This window comes from Alphaproteobacteria bacterium (assembly GCA_035625915.1).
Lineage (GTDB): Bacteria > Pseudomonadota > Alphaproteobacteria > JACZXZ01 > JACZXZ01 > DATDHA01.
In genome coordinates, this window is the sequence record DASPOR010000199.1 from 1 (window position 1) to 17,526 (window position 17,526).

Here is a 17,526-nt window from a genome sequence, read left to right on the forward strand (position 1 = left end):
CGCGCCGCGAGGCTCCTCAGGGTGAGGATTCTTATTTTGTGATTAAGCATCCTCATGGTGAGGTTTCCGCGTGGCAGCCGTCCCCGACGTAGGCCTTAGAATTTACCGAGCGCTTCGGCGTATCGCAGTGCAGTCGCCAGGCCGAACGGCGTCGGCGGGGTATAGGGAATCCGCGGGTCGACCTCGTCGATGCCCAGGCGATGACCGAGCACGCGTTTGCCGTAGACGAGCAGCGTATCTATCGACTCCATGAGAAAGACGAGAAGCGGGAGCAAGCCCGCGTAAAGCGCATCGGCTTGTGCCGCATTTTCGGCGCCACCGTTCGACATCCGCTCGAAAATACGCACGAGCACGTCGAACGATTCTCCACCCGGGATAATGCCGACCGCACCTGCGCGCAAGGAGTCCGTCATCTCGAGGCCGCCGCGGCCGTTGAACACGTCCATCTCGCCGCCAATGCGCTCCATCAATCGTCCGATGGCAATCGCCGTCGCCTCGAGCTTGACGATTGAAATGTTGGGATGCACACGGTTGAGGGTCCCGATGCCATCGCTCGAAAGCCCGATACCGAGATATTCCGGCGCATTCTGGATGCCGAGCGGTATGGGTGCCTTCTCCGCAACCGCACCGAAGAACCGTATGAGCTCGGACTCCGGCACGCCCTTCGCGTGCGGCGGCTGGAGGATGGCCCACTTGGCGCCGAGGGACGCCGCGGCCTTCACGAACTCGATTTGTCCACCGATGCTCAGTTCGGCCACGGTGACGGCGAGGGGGACGCGGCCGTCGACGTCCTCCGCCACCCATGACATGAGGGTATGGCGTTCGGCGGTGCTTAGCTTGTTCACTTCGCTCGCGAGGCCGAGCACGGCGATACCGTGGACCTTATGCTTGAGCATCGCCTCGATTTGCAGGCTCATCGCACGGCGGCTGAGATTGCCCGCCTTGTCGAATAGCGCATAAACCATCGGGTAGACGCCGAAGAAGCCGGACTTGGTCTTCATTGCCATCCTGCCTTGCCTTGGAGGGATGATAGTCGATCAAGCGCTGCGATGCATCGCTTCGATCTTCCCGTCAGGAAGGGCTCGAAAAACACCCATTCATGGTCCACCGTCGAGCCGTGAACCAAAGCCGACCTCCAACCCGGAGGTAAGTCTCGAATCACACTCTTCCGCGTCGGGAGAATTCCCTATATTCGGGTTTGTCCACGTGATCTGAACAGCAATGTCGTTGGGAGTAACGCCATGGATTTTCTCAAACGCCTGCCGAGCCCGATCGCTCCGAGCTTCAGCGAGGCACTGCGCATCGATACACAAGCCGGCTGCTGGATCTTCGTGTCCGGCCAGGTCGGCGTGCCGTTACCGCCCGACAAGGGCAGCGTCACGTTCGAACAGGAGGTGCGTACGATCTTCGAGCGCATCCGGGATTCGCTCGGCAAACTCGGCGCCGGCATGAACCATGTCGTCAGCATTAAAACATATTTGACCGATCTCGCTCCCTATGCGGTGTATTCGCGCATCCGCGGAGAGTTCTTCCCGAAAGACCCGCCCACCAGCACCGCCGTGCAAGTCGCGGGCCTGTTGCTCAGCGCGAAGATCGAAATCGACGCCATCGCCTTCCTGCCCGCAGGTCCCGCTGCTTGAACGCAATCCTGGGTCAGTTTGGCGGCATCCGCGTTTAGGAACTTCAAATCCGAATACCGCGCTAGATACAACCTCTTGTGATTGCGCTGAGTCGGATCGTTCGTTCCCTTTAACGTCATGGCCGGGCCGGCCGAAGGCCGAGACCCGGCCATCTACGCCTTTCAGCGATTGGGCAGAAACACATGGTTGCCCGGGTTAAGCCCGGGCATGACGATTGGAGAAGTCCGGTTGGCCACACTAGAATGGCAGGTGCCGAATGTCCCGTTCCAGTCGAACCTTCGAAACGGAGGGCGACAACGATGACGAGCACGCTCGAAACGGAAGCCCGGCCCGGCCTCGGCGAAGTCGAACACGGGCGCAGCCTCGCACGCGCCCCTCACCGCATCGTCGTCGTCGGAGGCGGGGCGGGCGGATTGGAGCTGGTTACCCGGCTCGGCAACACGCTCGGCAAGCGCAAGGCCGCCGTCGTCGAACTCGTGGACCGCTCGCGCACGCATCTGTGGAAGCCCCTCTTGCATGCGGTCGCGGCGGGCAGCATGGACATCAACGAGTTCGAACTCGACTATCTCGCCCAGGCCCATTGGCATAATTTCGTCTATCGCGTTGGGGAGATGGTCGGGCTCGACCGGTCCCGAAAGGAGATTCATCTCGCCGCCACCTACGACGACGAGGGCGTGCAGATCACCCCGCCGCGCTCCTTTCCCTACGATACGCTCGTCATCGCGATCGGCAGCGTCACCAACGATTTCGGAACACCCGGCGCGCGCGAATTTGCGGTACCGCTCGACACGCCCGAGCAGGCAGCCCGATTCAATCGAAGGCTCGTCAATGCCTGCATCCGCGCGCACGCTCAGGAAGCACCGATCCGGCCGGGACAGCTTCACGTCGCAATCATCGGCGCCGGGGCGACCGGGACGGAACTCGCGGCGGAGCTGCACCGGACCGCACGCGCCGTCGTCGCCTTCGGCCTCGACCGCATCGACGCCGAGAAGGATATTCGCATCACGCTGATCGAGGCCGCCGACCGCATCGTGCCGGCCTTGCCAGAACGGATTTCGAAGGCGACCACCAAACTACTGGAGGGTCTCGGCGTTGTCGTTCGAACGAAGGCGCGCGTCACCGAGGTGGGGCGGGATGGCGTAACACTCGCAAGTGGGGATTTCATCCCGTCGGAGCTCGTGGTCTGGGCGGCCGGTGTGCAAGGACCCGAAGTCTTGCACGACCTCGACGGCCTCGAAGCAACGCGCAACCGACAGCTCGTCGTCACGCCGACGCTTCAGACCACACGGGACCCGGATGTCTTCGCGATGGGCGACTGTGCCGCCTGTCCCCGCGAAGGCGACCCCACGCCGGTACCGCCCCGCGCCCAGGCGGCCCACCAGCAGGCGTCCCACCTGGTCAAGCAACTCCGCCGTCGCCTCGACGGCAAGCCGCTCGCACCCTTCAAGTATCGCGATTTCGGATCGCTGGTTTCCCTCGGTCATTACAGTACGGTCGGTAGCCTGATGGGCTTCCTGATCGGCAAGAACTTCCTTGTCGAGGGTTATTTCGCGATGCTCATGTACCGCTCGCTCTACAAAATGCACGAAATGGCGCTTCACGGATTCACCAAGACGGCCCTCGACACGCTCGCCCGGATGATCACGCGGCACACCGACCCGGTGGTCAAACTTCACTGACGTTTATGTTGCCTGCCGCCAACCAACGACGGCAGCGTAAGCCGCTCACCCGGATCGAGCCAAGAAAGGCAGGAAAAATGACGGCACCGATATTCCACTTGATCGCAAACGCACCGAAACCCGTCGGACCCTACAGCCACGTAGTCGAATACGGTGGCTGGCTTTTCGTCACCGGCCAGCTCGCCACCGACCCCGACGACGACGGCCTGCCTCTTCCCGCCGGAATCGAGGCACAGACGCGCAAGGTCTTCGATAACCTCAAGCGGGCACTCGCGGGTGCGGGGGCTGGTCTCGAGCACGTGCTTTGTGTGAGGGTGTTCCTCGCGCATTTCGAGCGAGACTATGCCGATTTCAATCGGATCTATCTCGAGTATTTCGCGCACAATCGGCTTCCCGCGCGCACGACCGTCGGCGTTACCGCACTCGCAAGGGGCGGCATTGTCGAGATCGATCTGATCGCGCACCGCTAAGGCATTCTGCCGGTACGGCCGTTGCCCATTTTTGGCTTTGCAGTTCGTGCAAGCTGTGGTCCACTCCCGCGCGGTAGAGTAATCGCACATGACGCCGGCACCATCCCGCTTACAAGTCCCGATTGAAATTCGATGACAAACAGCTCGAAAGTCAGCACGCGCGGCGTTGGCGCCCGCCTGCGGCGAAAAGAAGACGACCGATACCTGCGCGGCCGCGGCCAATTCGTCGCCGACATCAAGCTCGCCGGTGCCATGGAGGTTGCATTCGTGCGCAGCCCGATTGCGCATGGCCGAATCCGCGGCGTTGAAAAACCGGTCGGATTCGAGCACGCGGTTTTCACCATCGACGATCTCAAGGATGTGCGGGCGATCCGTGCGGTCTCGGCACTCAAGGGTTTCAAGGTTTCCGAGCAGTCGGTGCTGGCGAAGGGCAAGGTCCGCCAAGTCGGTGAAATGATCGCCATGTGCGTGGCTCGCACGCGTGCGGAGGCGGAGGATATCGCTCAGCAAGTGTTCGTCGATTTCGAGGACCTGCCTGCCGTGCACGACATGCTGCAGGCGCGCGAGCCTGGCGCGCCCCTCGTGCACGATGAGTGGGGCGACAACGTCTTTCTCGAGACCCTTTGGGACGACGATCTCGCCGCACTCAAGGCGAGCGCACCGGTTCGGGTCACGCGCCGCATTCGAACCTCTCGGCAGAGCATGGCGCCGATTGAGGGGCGGGCCGTACTCTGCCACTGGGATCGCCGCCTCGATCAGCTCGTGATGTACACGGCGGCACAGATGCCCCACATAAACCGTGCCGGGCTCTCCGAATGCCTCGGCATCGATCAAGGGAAAATCCGCGTCATCGCACCCGACGTGGGCGGGGGCTTCGGCTACAAGGGAATCCTGCTTCCCGAGGAAGTTTGTCTTGCCTGGCTTACGATGAGGCTGGGTGTTCCCGTGCGCTGGCTCGAGGACCGACGCGAAGCGTTGATCGCAAGCGCTAATTGCCGGGAACACTACTACGACATCACGGGCTACGCCGACCGCGACGGCCGCCTTCTCGGGATCGAGTGCGAAGCGACGGTCGATTCGGGCGCTTACTCGTCCTATCCGTTCTCGGCCTGTCTGGAGGCGGCACAAGTAAGCTCGATCCTGCCGGGCCCCTACAAGATGGAACGCTACCGTTGCCGCACATGGTCGGTGGCCACGAACAAGCCGCCGATTCTGCCCTATCGAGGCGTTGCCCGAACCGGCGTGTGCTTTGCGATCGAACTCGTCATCGATGCGATTGCGCGCGAAGTCGGCATCGAGCCCCATGACGTGCGCCTCAAGAACCTGGTGCAGCCCCACGAAATGCCATTCGACAATGTGACGAAGAAGCATTTTGACAGCGGCGATTATCCCGAGGCGGTTCGGCGCGCGGCTGCCGCGATCGATCTTCCGGGTGTGCGTGTGCGGCAGGCCCGCGGTGAGGCCGATGGCCGCAAGATCGGCGCAGGCTTCGCGGTCTATTGCGAGCAGGGGGCCCACGGCACGTCGGTCTATTATGGGTGGGGAATTCCGATGGTGCCCGGCCATGAGCAGTGCTTCGCGCGTCTTTCACCCGACGGGGTGCTCGAAATTCGGATCGGCGCGCATTCCCATGGGCAGAGCCTTGAGACCACGCTCGCCCAAGTGGCGCACGCCGTGCTCGGCGTCGATCCGGCCAGTGTCCGGCTGATCCACGGCGATACAGCACTCACGCCCTATTCGACGGGAACGTGGGGTTCGCGCAGCATGGTGATGTCGGGGGGTGCGGTCGCGTCGGCCTGCAAAGAGATCGCGCGCCGCGTCAAGCAGATCGCGGGCAAGGTCATGGACGCCGCACCCGAGGCCGTGGCGCTCGAGGACGGCTTCGCCCTCGTCCCCGGAACCAACAAGCGCATGCCGCTCTCGGAAGTGGCGCACGTCTGGTATCGCAAGCCGCAGCTTCTGCCGGCCGACATCGATCCGGGCGGGCTCGAGACCACGGCGGGATACAAGCCTGCGCGCGACAGCGGCACCTTCAGCTACGCCTGCCACGCCGTGGTCGTCGCGGTTGACGTCGAACTCGGTCAGGTCGAGATCCTCGACTACGCGATCGTCGAGGATGGTGGAACGCTGATCAATCCGATGGTGGTCGACGGCCAAATTCTCGGCGGCACGGCGCAGGGCATCGGCACGGCACTCTACGAAGAGATGCCCTTCGACCGCGAGGGACAGCCGCTTGCGTCCACGCTGGCGGATTATATCCTTCCGGGTGCTACGGAAATGCCGAATGTCCGCATCGAGCATATGGTGACGCCTTCGCCCTATACGGAATTCGGCCAGAAGGGCCTCGGGGAAGGCGGGGCGATAGCCCCACCGGCCGCCATCGCGAATGCGATCAACGATGCGCTCAAGGACCTGGGCGTCGAGATCGGTGAATGCCCGATATCGCCGCGCCGGCTGTTGGCGGCAATCGAGGAGGCGCGCGCGCGGCGCACGAAGGCGGCATGAAACCGGTCGCCTTCGATTACGAAAAACCGGCCGATCTTGCGTCGGCGATCGCATTCCTTCGGCGTGCGAACGGGGAGGCCAAGGTGATCGCCGGCGGCCAGTCGCTCGGGCCGATGCTCAATCTGCGGCTGGCGCAGCCGCGGCTTCTCGTCGATGTGCGAGGCATCGCGGCCCTTAACGCGGTCGAGGCCAGTCCGGATTCGACGACAATCGGTGCGGCGGTCACCCATGCCGCGATCGAGGATGGCCGCATCGCCGGTCCAATCGGCGGACTCTTAAGTCACGTCGCTGCCGACATCGCGTATCGCGCAGTCCGGAACCGGGGAACGATTGGCGGAAGCCTCGCCCACGCCGACCCGGCGGCGGATTGGTTGACGACGCTCCTCCTTCTCGATGCGAGCGTGCTGATCGAGGGATCGGGTGGGCGGCGCACGCTCCCGGCCGCCCAACTCGTCACGGGTCCGTTCCAGACGAACCTTGCCGCCGACGAGATCCTCGTCGCCGTGCGCATTCCAAATCTCTCCCGTGCCGCACGGTGGGGCTATTACAAATTCTGCCGCAAGCCCGGCGAGTTCGCCGAAGCGATCGGTGCTGTGTTGCACGATCCTGAGCGTGGCGTTGTGCGTGCCGCGATCGGCGCCATAGGAGGCGCACCTCATATCGTCGTGTCCGCCGAGAATCTGCTCAACGGTGGCAGAACGGAGGCGGCGTTGCACATCGTGGAAGAAGCGGGACTCGCGGAGGACGCCTACGAACGCCAGGTGCATTTCGTAGCACTCCAGCGGGCGGTGCGCAGGCTTTCGGAGTGGCGCTTGAAATGAAGAGCATAACGCTACGCGTGAATGACAGGGATGTAACCGCGGCGGTCGAGCCGCGAACCCAACTTGCCGACTTTCTCCGCGAGCAGCTGCTTCTCACGGGCACGCATATCGGCTGCGAACATGGCGTATGCGGTGCCTGCACCCTTGAGATCGACGGCGCTCCCGCACGTTCCTGCATCACCTACGCGGTCGCGTGCGACAAGGCGACGGTTCGCACCATCGAAAGTTTCGACGACGATCCGGTAATGACGACATTGCGCGAGGCGTTCTCGGCGGAGCATGGGCTTCAATGCGGCTATTGCACGCCGGGAATGCTGATCACCGCCCGCGATATCGTCATGCGGCTGCCGAATGCCGACGAGCCGCGCGTGCGCAAGGAACTGTCCGGTAATCTTTGCCGCTGCACCGGATATAACGGGATCGTGAAGGCCATCATGCGCGTTCTCGCGGCAAGGGGTGCGAGGTCTCGCGATGGAGCTTGAAACTCGTTTCACCGTTCCCTTTCCGCGTGACACCGTGTGGCGGGCGTTCAAGAATGTCGAGGCTCTCGTCGGCTGCATGCCGGGTGCATCGCTTCGCTCACCTCCGGCGCCGACCGAAAACGGCCTCGACCTCGATCTGGGTTTCGCGGTGAAGCTCGGGCCGATCTCGGCGAGCTTTGCGGGACGCGGTGCGGTCGTTTACACGGACCAGACCTATCGTGGAACGCTCAACGGTTCAGGCAGCGACCAGCGCACCAACTCCCGTGTCAAAGGCACCGGCGACTTCGTGTTGAGCGAGATCGCCGGTGGCGGAGGTACTGACGTCGGCGTGAAGATCGATTACGCGCTCACGGGTGCGCTCGCGCAATTCAGCCGCGGCGGCATCGTCAAGGAGATCGCCAATCAGCTGACGGCGCAATTCGCCCAGAATCTCGCAAAGCAGTTGGTGGCGGCGAGTGCCGCAGCGGCTCCGGCGGCCGGCGGGACCGGCGAAGCCCGCCCGCAGGCGGTCGCAGCACCCACGGCATCCGAAGCTCAGCCGCTCGAGATGGGCGGTCTCTTTTTCCGTGCCATTCGGACATGGCTCAAGGACCTGCTCGGCCTTTCGAGGCTGGAGAAGTCGGCGAGCGCACCGACCATGGAAATCAATCTTCCCGATGTCGTCGCGGAAGTGAGCGAGGCATTTCGGCGCTACGAAAAGGCACTCGTGGCGAACGACGTTCACGTGCTCGACGAGCTGTTCTGGAAGAACGGTGCTGCCATTCGCTACGGTGTTGGGGAAAGTCTCTATGGCTTCGACGAAATTGCGGCATTCAGGGCGGCCCGACCGCCCGTCAACCTTGCGCGGACCCTGGGCCGGACGGTCGTCACCACGTTCGGACGCGATTTCGCGACGGCCAATACCGAGTTCACACGCGAGGGGCTCGCTCGGCCCGGACGGCAAACCCAGTGCTGGGTGCGCACGGCCGAGGGCTGGCGCATTGTTGCGGCGCACGTGAGTTTGCCTCATTCCAAGGGCTGAACTTGACGTCGGACACGGGCAACGGACCGATTACAGAGATAACGAATTACGCTATCCTAGCGATCATGCATTTCCCGGTCTCCGTGAATAGATGTTTGTCCTACTATACGAATGGCGCGTGAAGCCCGGCCGTGAGAGTGAATTTGTAGAGGCGTGGTCAAATCTAACCAGGCTGATCTACAAACGGCGGGGCAGCCTTGGATCGCGGCTTCATCGCACCGAAGATGGGCGATTTATTGCCTACGCGCAGTGGCCGGGCCGCGACGCGTGGAATATTTCGCTTAACGAACCGACGACGCCCGAGGAGGAGAATTACCGCCGCGTGATGCAGGAGAGCGCCGTCCGCAAGAAACCGGACATTCTTATGACCCTCGTCGAGGACGAGCTCGTTACTGAGCCCTACCATCCCTCGGCACCGGCGCGTTAGGCGCGAAAAAGGGTTTCGTCGGTCGGGGACGTAGCACTAGAGTTGCAGTTGAGAAAATCGGCAGGGGGCTAGGGTGAAGACACATGTGCGCGTTGCGGTGATCGGCGGTGGAGCCGTCGGTTGCTCCATCCTTTATCACTTGACGGAAGCAGGCTGGACGGACGCGGCACTCCTCGAGCGCGACGAATTGACCGCGGGTTCGACATGGCACGCGGCGGGGCTTTTGCCGCTCTTCAACATGTCGTACGCGACCGGCCAGGCGCACAGATATTCGATCGATCTCTATACGCGTCTCTCCGCCGAGTGGAGCCGCGATGTCGGTTTCAAGCGGGTCGGCAACTTGCGCATGGCGCGAACCAAAGAGCGCATGGAGGAGTTCCAGACCTACGCGACAACCGCCGACTCGATCGGCGTGCCTTACGAGTGGTGGACTCCCAAGGATATCAAGGACCGCTTTCCGCTTGTGAACGTCGAGGGCCTGGTTGGCGCACTCTTTCACCCGACCGACGGCTACATCAATCCTGCCGACATCACGATGCTGCTCGCCGACGCTGCGCGCAAAGCGGGGGCCGCCATCCACCGCAAGACGGACGTGCAGGCGATCGAGCGGCTGTCGAGCGGGGAGTGGCGCCTAAGAACCAATCAAGGCGAGATCGTCTGCGAGAATGTGATCGCCGCCACCGGAAACCACGCGCAGCGTACGGCGGCAATGGTCGGACTTTATATCCCGGCCATACCCGTCGAGCATCAGTACATCGTGACCGACGAGATTCCCGAGATCGTCGCATGGCGCAAGGCGGGTAAGCCGGAGCACCCTATTCTGCGCGATGCCGACGCGCGCTGGTACATGCGCGAGGAGCGCGGCGGGCTGATCCTCGGCCCCTATGAAAAAGGCGCACCCGCCTGGGCCGTCCACGGCGTTCCCGAGAATTTCCGCGCCGACCTTTTGCCACCCGATCTTGATCGGCTCGAGTGGCACATCGAGGAAGCGTTCGTGCGGATGCCCTGCTTTGCGAAAGGTGGGGTTAAGACCGTCTATAACGGACCGATCTGCTACACACCCGACGGCAATCCGCTTGTCGGGCCGGCGCCCGGCCTCGCGAATTTCTATTTCGCCGAAGGGTTCTCCTTCGGCATCACCGCCGCCGGCGGTGCCGGCAAGTATCTGACGCAGATCGTCACCGAGGGCGAGGCGGAGATCGACATGCTGGCACTCGACCCGAGGCGATTCGGCGCCTACGCGACGCGGTCCTATGTGGTGAAGAAAAACGAAGAGGCTTACGAGCATGTCTTCGTGCTCCATTACCCCGACGAAGAACGGCCCGCTTGCCGCCCACTCCGCACGGCACCGGCCTATGACCGCCTGAAGGCGCGTGGGGCGGTGTTCGGCCAACGCTTCGGATGGGAGCGGCCGAATTTCTTCGGGCCGAGACCGTCCGAGGAGCCCCGCTTCAAGGAGAAATGGTCGTTCCGGCGCGGCAACTGGTGGCCATACGTGAAGGCCGAGGCCGAGGCCATCCGTCATAATGTCGGCCTTATCGAGGCGTCGACCTTCGCGAAATATCTTGCAAGCGGACCGGGTGCCAGCACCTGGCTCGACTCGCTCGTCGCGAACCGGTTGCCGCAAAAACCGGGCCGTATCCAGCTCACCCATGCCTGCACGCCCAAAGGTGGGGTGCGCTCCGAATTCACGATCATGCGCGAGGGGGCGGATGCGTTCTACATCGTCGGCGCCGGGGCCGCGGAATCCTACGACTGGGATTACCTCACGCGGACGATGCCCAAGGATGGCTCAGTCCGGCTTCAAAAGGTGACGGGACAATACGGCGTGTTCGTGGTCGCGGGTCCGAAAGCGCGCGATGTGCTCTCGCCGCTCGTCGACGGGGAGGATCTATCGAACAAGGGCTTCCCTTGGCTCACCGGCAAGCAGGCGACGGTCGGGATGGCGCCAGTCCGGCTCATGCGCGTGAATTACGTAGGAGAGCTCGGGTGGGAAATTCACCATCCGATCGAGTACCAGAACCACATCTTCGATGTACTCGAAGAGTCCGGCCGCAAGTTCGATATGAAGCTCGTGGGAATGCGGGCCATGAACTGGCTCCGCCTGGAGAAGAGCTATCGCGGATGGGGTACCGAGCTTTCGAAGGAAGTCACGGCCCTCGAGAGCGGGCTCGACCGCTTCATCCGCTTCGACAAGAACAGCGATTTCGTCGGCCGTGCTGCACTCGAGAAGCAAAAGACGTCCGGTGGATTGCGCTGGAAGCTCGCAACGCTGTTGATCGATGGGCCGCAGGACGCGGACCCCTGGGGGGTCGAATCGGTCTGGTCGGATGGCAAGGTCGTGGGTCGCGCCACGGGCGGGGGCTATTCCGTCAATTTCGGCAAGCAGATCGCCATGGCGTTCGTGCGGCCGGAGTATGCCGAGGAAGGCCGGGAGCTCTCGATCAAGATGCTGGATGCGCGTTACCCGGCGCGCGTCGTCATGGATAGCCCTTACGACACGGCCAACGAGCGCGCACGCATGGACGGCGGCAGCACCGCCCGTTAACGGGACGGGATGGGAACCAGCGGGCCGTGGCCCGACGACTGGGGAAGACCGTCGTCGAGCGCGTAATAGTCGCTCTTGTCGGCTGTATAGATGTGCTGAACGATTTTTATGCCTGTCGGCACGTCGAGCGTGCCCGCCGAGATCGAAATATAGTCCTTGCCCTGGCCCTCCCAGAAAAGAACGGCGCCGCAATTGCCGCAAAAGCCGCGTCGGGCGGCCTTCGAGGACTGATACCATTTGAGTCCGTCTTGGCGGGTCAGGGTAAAATCCGCCCGCTTGGCGGCCGTCGCCGCCATGTAGTGGCCGGACGTTCGGCGACACTGGGAGCAGTGGCACGCGACGACGTCGCGAATCGGTCCCCTGATCTCATAACGCACGCCACCGCAGAGGCACCTGCCTTTTGCGCGCACATCGGGCTTTTCCTTGCTCATGCTTCAATCCTCGTCGATCTGGTGATGACCGGTTGCGACCGTGGCAATATATCGTGCCAATATACGGGTATATAGGGGCTAAGAAGCCTCGTGTGACGGATTCGGAGGTGGGGTGCCGTGCGGTATTTCGATGCCGACGCCGTGCATGGCGCGCTCGACTATCGCGCCTTGGTCGAGGCGTTGCGAGACGGGCATCGCAAGGGTGTCGACGCGGTCGAGCGAATTCTGATGGCCCAGCCATCGCGTGATGGCGGAAGCGACCATTTTCTCGTCTTGCCGGCATGGCAGCGTGGCGAAGCGCTTGGCGTCAAGCTCGTCACGGTTTTTCCAAACAACAAGTCCGAGGACGGCCCGCCAACAATTCAAACCGCTTACGTGCTGTTCGATGGCGGATCGGGCACGCCGATCGCACTCCTCGAGGGATCGGCACTGACGCTCCGCAAGACTGCGGCGGATTCCGCTCTCGGTGCTTCCTATCTAGCGCGCGCCGACGCGACGAGCCTCCTCGTGGTGGGGGCAGGGGCCCAGGCGCCCCATCAAATCATGGCCCACTGCGCCGTGCGCCCCTCGATCGAAAAGGTTCTCGTTTGGAACCGGACACCCGCCAACGCTCATCGACTGAGCCGCGCGCTGCATATCGAGGGGGTTGAAATCCGGGTGACGGAGGATCTTCCACGCGCTGTCGCGTCGGTGGATGTAATTTCCTGCGCCACCATGGCGACCGAGCCCGTGATCGAAGGGGCGTGGCTAAAGCCCGGAGCGCATCTCGATCTCGTCGGCGGCTATACAAACGACATGCGCGAGGCGGATGACGAAGCGATACGGCGCGCGCGGGTCTTCGTCGATTCGCGGTGGTTCACGATCGGAAAATGCGGCGACATCACCGGGCCGATGCAATCCGGCGCACTCGCCCAGCATGGAATCGTGGCCGATCTCTTCGAGCTTTGCAACGGTGCGCATCGGGGGCGAAGCAGCAGGGATGAGATCACGATCTTCAAAAATGCCGGCGGTGCTCATCTCGATCTCATGACCGCCCGCTTCGTTTATGAGACGCTCGAGCGAAAACAGCCCTAACTCGACGTGCGCGCGCCGCACCTCGCGTTGCGCCGGGCCGACGACCTCCCTATGATCGCGCCCATGGTTGAACAATCCAGCGCGGGCCCATTCGTCGATCCGAACGACTTTGTCGTCGTCGAAACCTGTGCTGGCTGCGGACGGCAATTCACCTGCTGCCCGGCGGGTGAATGCTGGTGCGGGCGAGAGGCGGTTCGCCTCCCACTCCCGGCGGAAGGCTATGACGCGAATTGCTATTGTCCAACCTGCCTGCAAAAACTGGCCGAGACCGGACAGAAATGACTTTTGCTAGGTCGGTCAATACGATAAGGATTGCTTAAAAGCGGCATCCTTCTTGGCAGCCTTGTCGCTTTTGAATAAATTCATGTCCCTGTAGCGTCAGCCGGCCGGATGCTGGCCGGCTATTTTGATGAGCGCGGCTCGTACCGCCTTACCATGGGTGAAAAAATGCCTGAAAACAGCGATCAGGGCGGTGAGCTCGACCTCAACTCGCTCAACGATGCCGAGCTTGTCGAGCAGATGCATGACGACATGTATGACGGTCTCCGGCCGGAGATCGAGGAGGGAACGCGCATCCTTCTCGCGCGAGGCTGGCCGGCCGACAAAGTCTTGAATGAAGCGCTCGTCGAAGGGATGCGGATCGTCGGAATCGATTTTCGCGATGGCATTCTCTTTGTGCCGGAGGTGCTGCTGGCGGCCAACGCGATGAAGGGCGGAATGGAGATCCTCCGTCCGATCCTCGCGAAGTCGGACATCGAGCCGATGGGCAAGATCGTCATCGGAACGGTGAAGGGCGACGTCCACGACATCGGCAAGAACCTGGTCTCGATGATGCTCGAAGGTGCGGGCTTCGAAGTGATCGATCTCGGGATCAACAATCCCGTCGAAAATTATCTCGAAGCACTCGAAAAGCATAAGCCCGACATCCTCGGCATGTCCGCACTCCTGACGACCACGATGCCCTACATGAAAGTCGTGATCGACACCCTCAAGGAAAAAGGCATCCGGGACGATTACATCGTCCTCGTCGGCGGAGCACCGCTCAACGAGAATTTCGGCAAGGCGGTCGGCGCCGACGCCTATTGCCGGGACGCCGCGATGGCCGTCGAAACCGCAAAGCGCCTCATCGCCGAGCGTCGGCAGGCGCCGAGCCTGCGCGCCCAGGGTGCATCCACGTGAGCGAACAAGCACCTGTTCTGCTTATCGCATGTGGTGCACTCGCCCACGAGATCATGGCGCTTTTGCGCGCCAATCGCTGGTCGCATATGACCGTGCAATGCTTGCCCGCGAAACTCCACAACACCCCGCAGAAAATCACTGAAGCGGTTCGCGCCAAGATCCGTGCGGGGCGCGAAAAGTTCGGCCGGATATTCGTTCTCTATGGCGATTGCGGCACGGGGGGCGCCTTGGACGAAATGCTCGCCGAGGAGGGCGTCGAGCGGATCGCCGGTGCCCATTGCTATGAATTTTTCACGGGATCCCGGGATTTTGAGGAACTGTCCGAGGCCGAGCCGCGCAGCTTCTACCTGACCGATTTTCTCGCGCGCCATTTCGACCGCCTTATCATTCAGGGCCTCGGAATCGACCGATATCCCGAGCTGTTGCCGCTTTATTTCGGCAATTACACGCGCCTCGTGTACCTCGCACAGTTCGAGGACCCGGCACGGCTCGCGCAGGCGCGCGAGGCTGCCGCACGCCTCGGCCTCGCGTTCGAATATCGCTTCACCGGCTATGGTGAGCTCGCACCCGCACTGGCCCGCGCGAACGGGAGCACGGGCGGAGCAGCGCGTTCCTTGCGCCGAACGCCTCTTGCGGCCGCCGCACCGGGAGATTGAAAGCCATGTACGCGTTGCGCTTGTGGTCGACGCGGCACGCGCGCGGGCTCGAATCGCTTTATCGCGTTTTCGAGCGAGTATTGGTCGCACTGGATCCACTTTGGCGCGGGATCGGATATGAGCGCATCGAGCGTCCCGTGGCCGCGATCGAGAAGGCGATCAAGGGCCTCTTTTTTGATTGCCAGATGTGCGGACAATGCGCGCTCAGCGTGACCGGCATGTCCTGCCCGATGAATTGCCCCAAGCAGCTGCGGAACGGACCGTGCGGGGGCGTGCGCGGCGACGGCCATTGCGAAGTCGTTCCCGCGATGCGCTGCGTTTGGGTCGATGCATGGGAGGGCAGCCGGCGGATGAGAGCGGGCAAGACGGCATTCTGCGTTGTGCAGACGCCCGTTGACCGGCGCCTCGCGGGAAAATCGTCCTGGCTCAGGGTTGCGCGCGGGATAACGGAGAACCGGACGTGATCTTCGAAGACGAGCCGGAGCCGGGCAAGCCATTCCCGCTATTGCCGGGACACAGTTCTCCGGGCCGGCTCGAACGCGTGCTGCGCGCCGGCGTGTTCACCGTGACCGCGGAACTGGCCCCGCCTGACTCCGCGCATGGGGAAGACGTCTATGCGCGGGCGCGAATCTTCGATGGCTTCGTCGACGCGATCAACGCGACCGACGGCAGCGGCGCCAACTGCCACATGTCGAGCACGGCCGTCTGCGCGCTTCTTACCCGCATCGGTTATTCGCCCGTGATGCAGATTTCCTGCCGCGACCGGAATCGGATCGCGATCCAGGGCGACATCCTCGGCGCGTCCGCGATGGGTGTTTGCAATATCCTCTGCCTGACGGGGGACGGGGTCGAGGCGGGCGATCATCCGCAGGCCAAGCCGGTCTTCGACCTCGACTGCATGTCGCTTCTCGAGATTGCGCGCATGTTGCGCGACGAAAGCCGCTTTCAAAGCGGGCGCAAGCTGACGAGCCAACCGCAGATCTTTCTGGGGGCTGCGGAAAATCCTTTCGCACCACCTTTCGATTGGCGGCCGATTCGGCTCGCGAAAAAGGTTGCTGCCGGGGCGCAATTCATCCAGACCCAGTATTGCTTCGACGTGCCACGGCTGCGTGCATTCATGACAGCCGTCGAGGAGCTAGGCCTTCTCGGCAAGGTTTTCATCCTGGTGGGTGTGGGCCCGCTTCCATCGGCCAAGACGGCGGCCTGGCTGCGCAATCACGTCCCCGGCGTTCATATCCCCGACGAAATCGTCAAGCGCCTAGCGGGTGCGGCAAAGCCTAAGGAAGAAGGGCGCAGGATTTGCGTGGAACTCATTCAGCAGATCCGGGACATCAAGGGGGTTTCCGGCGTGCACGTGATGGCCTACCGCCAGGAAGAGGCGGTCGCCGATGTCATCGCCACATCGGGTGTGCTCCAAGGGCGCGTGCCCTGGTACCCAAATCGCGACAAACATCTCAACGATCAAAAGGCAGCATCATGACGGATACCGTCGTCAGCTCAGCGACCAAGGAAGTTGTCATCGGTTTCGACCGGCCGTTCGTCGTGATCGGCGAGCGGATCAATCCGACCGGTCGGAAGATTCTGGCCGAGGAAATGGCGGCCGGCGATTTCAGCCGGGTCGAGCGGGACGCCATCGCCCAAGTCGAGGCGGGTGCTCATATGCTCGACGTCAATGCGGGCATCCCCCTTGCGGACGAACCGGCGATCCTCGCCAAGACCGTCCAGCTCGTCCAATCGATCACGAACGTTCCGTTGTCGATCGACTCATCGATCGTCGCCGCACTCGAAGCAGGGCTCGCCGTCTATAGGGGCAAGGCCCTCGTCAATTCGGTTACGGGCGAGGAAGAGCGGCTCGAAACCGTCCTCCCGCTTGTCAAGAAACACAACGCCGCGGTGGTCGCCATCTCGAACGACGAGACCGGCATATCCGAGGACCCGAACGTGCGCTTCGCGGTCGCCAAGCGGATCGTGGAGCGCGCCGCCGATCACGGCATTCCCGTGAGCGACATCGTGGTCGACCCCCTCGTGATGCCGATCGGCGCCATAAATCAGGCTGGCGTGCAAGCAACGCAACTGATCCGCCGTTTGCGCGAGGAGCTCAAGGTGAATACGACGTGCGGCGCTTCCAATATCAGTTTCGGCCTGCCCTCGCGCGGCGGAATCAATGCAGCGTTTCTCTGTGTGGCGATCGGCGCCGGCATGACCTCGGCAATCACGAATCCCTGTCATGAGGAAATCCTCAGGGCGGTCATGGGTGCAGATGTGATGATGGGGCACGATCCGGCTTGTGCACGCTGGATTCGCCGGTTCCGCGAAGCACCTCCCGCGGGTGCGGAAGGAGAAGTCGCACGCGGCCGGCGCGAGACCAGGCGGCGGCGTGCCTAGCGAAGCCTTCATCGTCTTCACGCCCTCGGGCCGGCGCGGCCGATTCCCGCTCGGCACGTCTGTGCTTCAGGCGGCGCGCACGCTCGGCGTCGATATCGATTCCGTTTGCGGCGGGCGAGGTATTTGCGGGCGTTGTCAGGTTCTTTTGTCCGAGGGCGATTTCGCCAAGCACGCGATTGCCTCGCGCCCCGAGCACCTCTCGGCATTT

19 protein-coding genes and 1 pseudogene are annotated in these 17,526 nt (G+C 62.7%); 18 read left to right on the forward strand and 2 right to left on the reverse strand.

Annotated elements, in window-relative coordinates; all coding sequences use genetic code 11:
- Positions 1–95 precede the first annotated feature (95 nt).
- Positions 96–1,001 carry a dihydrodipicolinate synthase family protein gene (locus tag VEJ16_15385; protein HYB11048.1) on the reverse strand — a complete coding sequence of 302 codons (906 nt, stop codon included), beginning with the start codon at positions 999–1,001 and terminating at the stop codon, positions 96–98.
- A 240-nt stretch (positions 1,002–1,241) separates the two neighbouring features.
- Here VEJ16_15385 and VEJ16_15390 point away from each other — a divergent pair, with 240 nt between their 5' ends.
- The 10 genes and pseudogenes from VEJ16_15390 (at position 1,242) to VEJ16_15435 (ending at position 11,593) form a co-directional block, all read left to right on the forward strand.
- Entirely contained in the window at positions 1,242–1,640 is a 399-nt protein-coding gene (locus VEJ16_15390) for a RidA family protein (GenBank protein HYB11049.1), read from the forward strand.
- A gap of 299 nt (positions 1,641–1,939) precedes the next feature.
- Positions 1,940–3,319, forward strand: a complete 1,380-nt coding sequence (locus tag VEJ16_15395; protein HYB11050.1) for an NAD(P)/FAD-dependent oxidoreductase — start codon at positions 1,940–1,942, stop codon at positions 3,317–3,319.
- Between the two features lie 77 nt (positions 3,320–3,396).
- Positions 3,397–3,789 (forward strand): RidA family protein, encoded by a 393-nt coding sequence (locus VEJ16_15400; protein ID HYB11051.1) that lies wholly within the window; start codon positions 3,397–3,399, stop codon positions 3,787–3,789.
- A gap of 132 nt (positions 3,790–3,921) precedes the next feature.
- Positions 3,922–6,294, forward strand: coding sequence for a xanthine dehydrogenase family protein molybdopterin-binding subunit (locus VEJ16_15405; protein ID HYB11052.1), 2,373 nt, complete (start codon positions 3,922–3,924; stop codon positions 6,292–6,294).
- Positions 6,291–7,115 (forward strand): FAD binding domain-containing protein, encoded by an 825-nt coding sequence (locus VEJ16_15410; protein ID HYB11053.1) that lies wholly within the window; start codon positions 6,291–6,293, stop codon positions 7,113–7,115. Before VEJ16_15405 ends, VEJ16_15410 begins: the two co-directional genes overlap by 4 nt.
- Positions 7,112–7,597: a (2Fe-2S)-binding protein gene (locus VEJ16_15415; GenBank protein ID HYB11054.1), complete on the forward strand. Its 486-nt coding sequence runs from the start codon at positions 7,112–7,114 to the stop codon at positions 7,595–7,597. The genes VEJ16_15410 and VEJ16_15415 overlap by 4 nt, the downstream gene beginning before the upstream one ends.
- A pseudogene (locus tag VEJ16_15420) lies at positions 7,587–8,030 on the forward strand (SRPBCC family protein). Before VEJ16_15415 ends, VEJ16_15420 begins: the two are co-directional and overlap by 11 nt.
- Before the next feature lie 204 nt (positions 8,031–8,234).
- The gene (gene hpxZ / locus VEJ16_15425) at positions 8,235–8,618 is read left to right on the forward strand and encodes an oxalurate catabolism protein HpxZ (GenBank protein ID HYB11055.1); all 384 of its coding nucleotides are present in this window, start codon (positions 8,235–8,237) and stop codon (positions 8,616–8,618) included.
- Between the two features lie 91 nt (positions 8,619–8,709).
- Positions 8,710–9,045: an antibiotic biosynthesis monooxygenase gene (locus VEJ16_15430; protein ID HYB11056.1), complete on the forward strand. Its 336-nt coding sequence runs from the start codon at positions 8,710–8,712 to the stop codon at positions 9,043–9,045.
- A 73-nt stretch (positions 9,046–9,118) separates the two neighbouring features.
- Positions 9,119–11,593 carry an FAD-dependent oxidoreductase gene (locus VEJ16_15435; GenBank protein HYB11057.1) on the forward strand — a complete coding sequence of 825 codons (2,475 nt, stop codon included), beginning with the start codon at positions 9,119–9,121 and terminating at the stop codon, positions 11,591–11,593.
- Here the strand turns inward: VEJ16_15435 and VEJ16_15440 are convergent.
- Positions 11,590–12,024 (reverse strand): GFA family protein, encoded by a 435-nt coding sequence (locus VEJ16_15440; GenBank protein HYB11058.1) that lies wholly within the window; start codon positions 12,022–12,024, stop codon positions 11,590–11,592. The two genes, VEJ16_15435 and VEJ16_15440, sit on opposite strands and share 4 nt — an antisense overlap.
- A gap of 117 nt (positions 12,025–12,141) precedes the next feature.
- On the opposite strand from VEJ16_15440, the gene VEJ16_15445 reads away from it, so the two are divergent.
- The 8 genes from VEJ16_15445 to VEJ16_15480 form a co-directional block, all read left to right on the forward strand.
- Positions 12,142–13,098 carry an ornithine cyclodeaminase family protein gene (locus tag VEJ16_15445; GenBank protein HYB11059.1) on the forward strand — a complete coding sequence of 319 codons (957 nt, stop codon included), beginning with the start codon at positions 12,142–12,144 and terminating at the stop codon, positions 13,096–13,098.
- Positions 13,099–13,161: 63 nt separating this feature from the next.
- Complete coding sequence (locus tag VEJ16_15450) at positions 13,162–13,380, forward strand: hypothetical protein (GenBank protein HYB11060.1); 219 nt, start codon at positions 13,162–13,164, stop codon at positions 13,378–13,380.
- Between the two features lie 165 nt (positions 13,381–13,545).
- A complete protein-coding gene (locus VEJ16_15455) occupies positions 13,546–14,277 on the forward strand; it encodes a B12-binding domain-containing protein (protein HYB11061.1) in 732 nt (243 codons plus the stop codon).
- A gap of 53 nt (positions 14,278–14,330) precedes the next feature.
- Complete coding sequence (locus VEJ16_15460; protein ID HYB11062.1) at positions 14,331–14,933, forward strand: DUF1638 domain-containing protein; 603 nt, start codon at positions 14,331–14,333, stop codon at positions 14,931–14,933.
- A 5-nt stretch (positions 14,934–14,938) separates the two neighbouring features.
- Positions 14,939–15,397, forward strand: coding sequence for a methylenetetrahydrofolate reductase C-terminal domain-containing protein (locus tag VEJ16_15465; GenBank protein ID HYB11063.1), 459 nt, complete (start codon positions 14,939–14,941; stop codon positions 15,395–15,397).
- Complete coding sequence (locus VEJ16_15470) at positions 15,394–16,413, forward strand: methylenetetrahydrofolate reductase (GenBank protein ID HYB11064.1); 1,020 nt, start codon at positions 15,394–15,396, stop codon at positions 16,411–16,413. Before VEJ16_15465 ends, VEJ16_15470 begins: the two co-directional genes overlap by 4 nt.
- Positions 16,410–17,318 carry a methyltetrahydrofolate cobalamin methyltransferase gene (locus VEJ16_15475; protein ID HYB11065.1) on the forward strand — a complete coding sequence of 303 codons (909 nt, stop codon included), beginning with the start codon at positions 16,410–16,412 and terminating at the stop codon, positions 17,316–17,318. The genes VEJ16_15470 and VEJ16_15475 overlap by 4 nt, the downstream gene beginning before the upstream one ends.
- Positions 17,311–17,526, forward strand: a 216-nt coding sequence (locus VEJ16_15480; protein HYB11066.1) for a 2Fe-2S iron-sulfur cluster-binding protein, incomplete at its 3' end; no start/stop codon positions are given. The genes VEJ16_15475 and VEJ16_15480, both read left to right, overlap by 8 nt.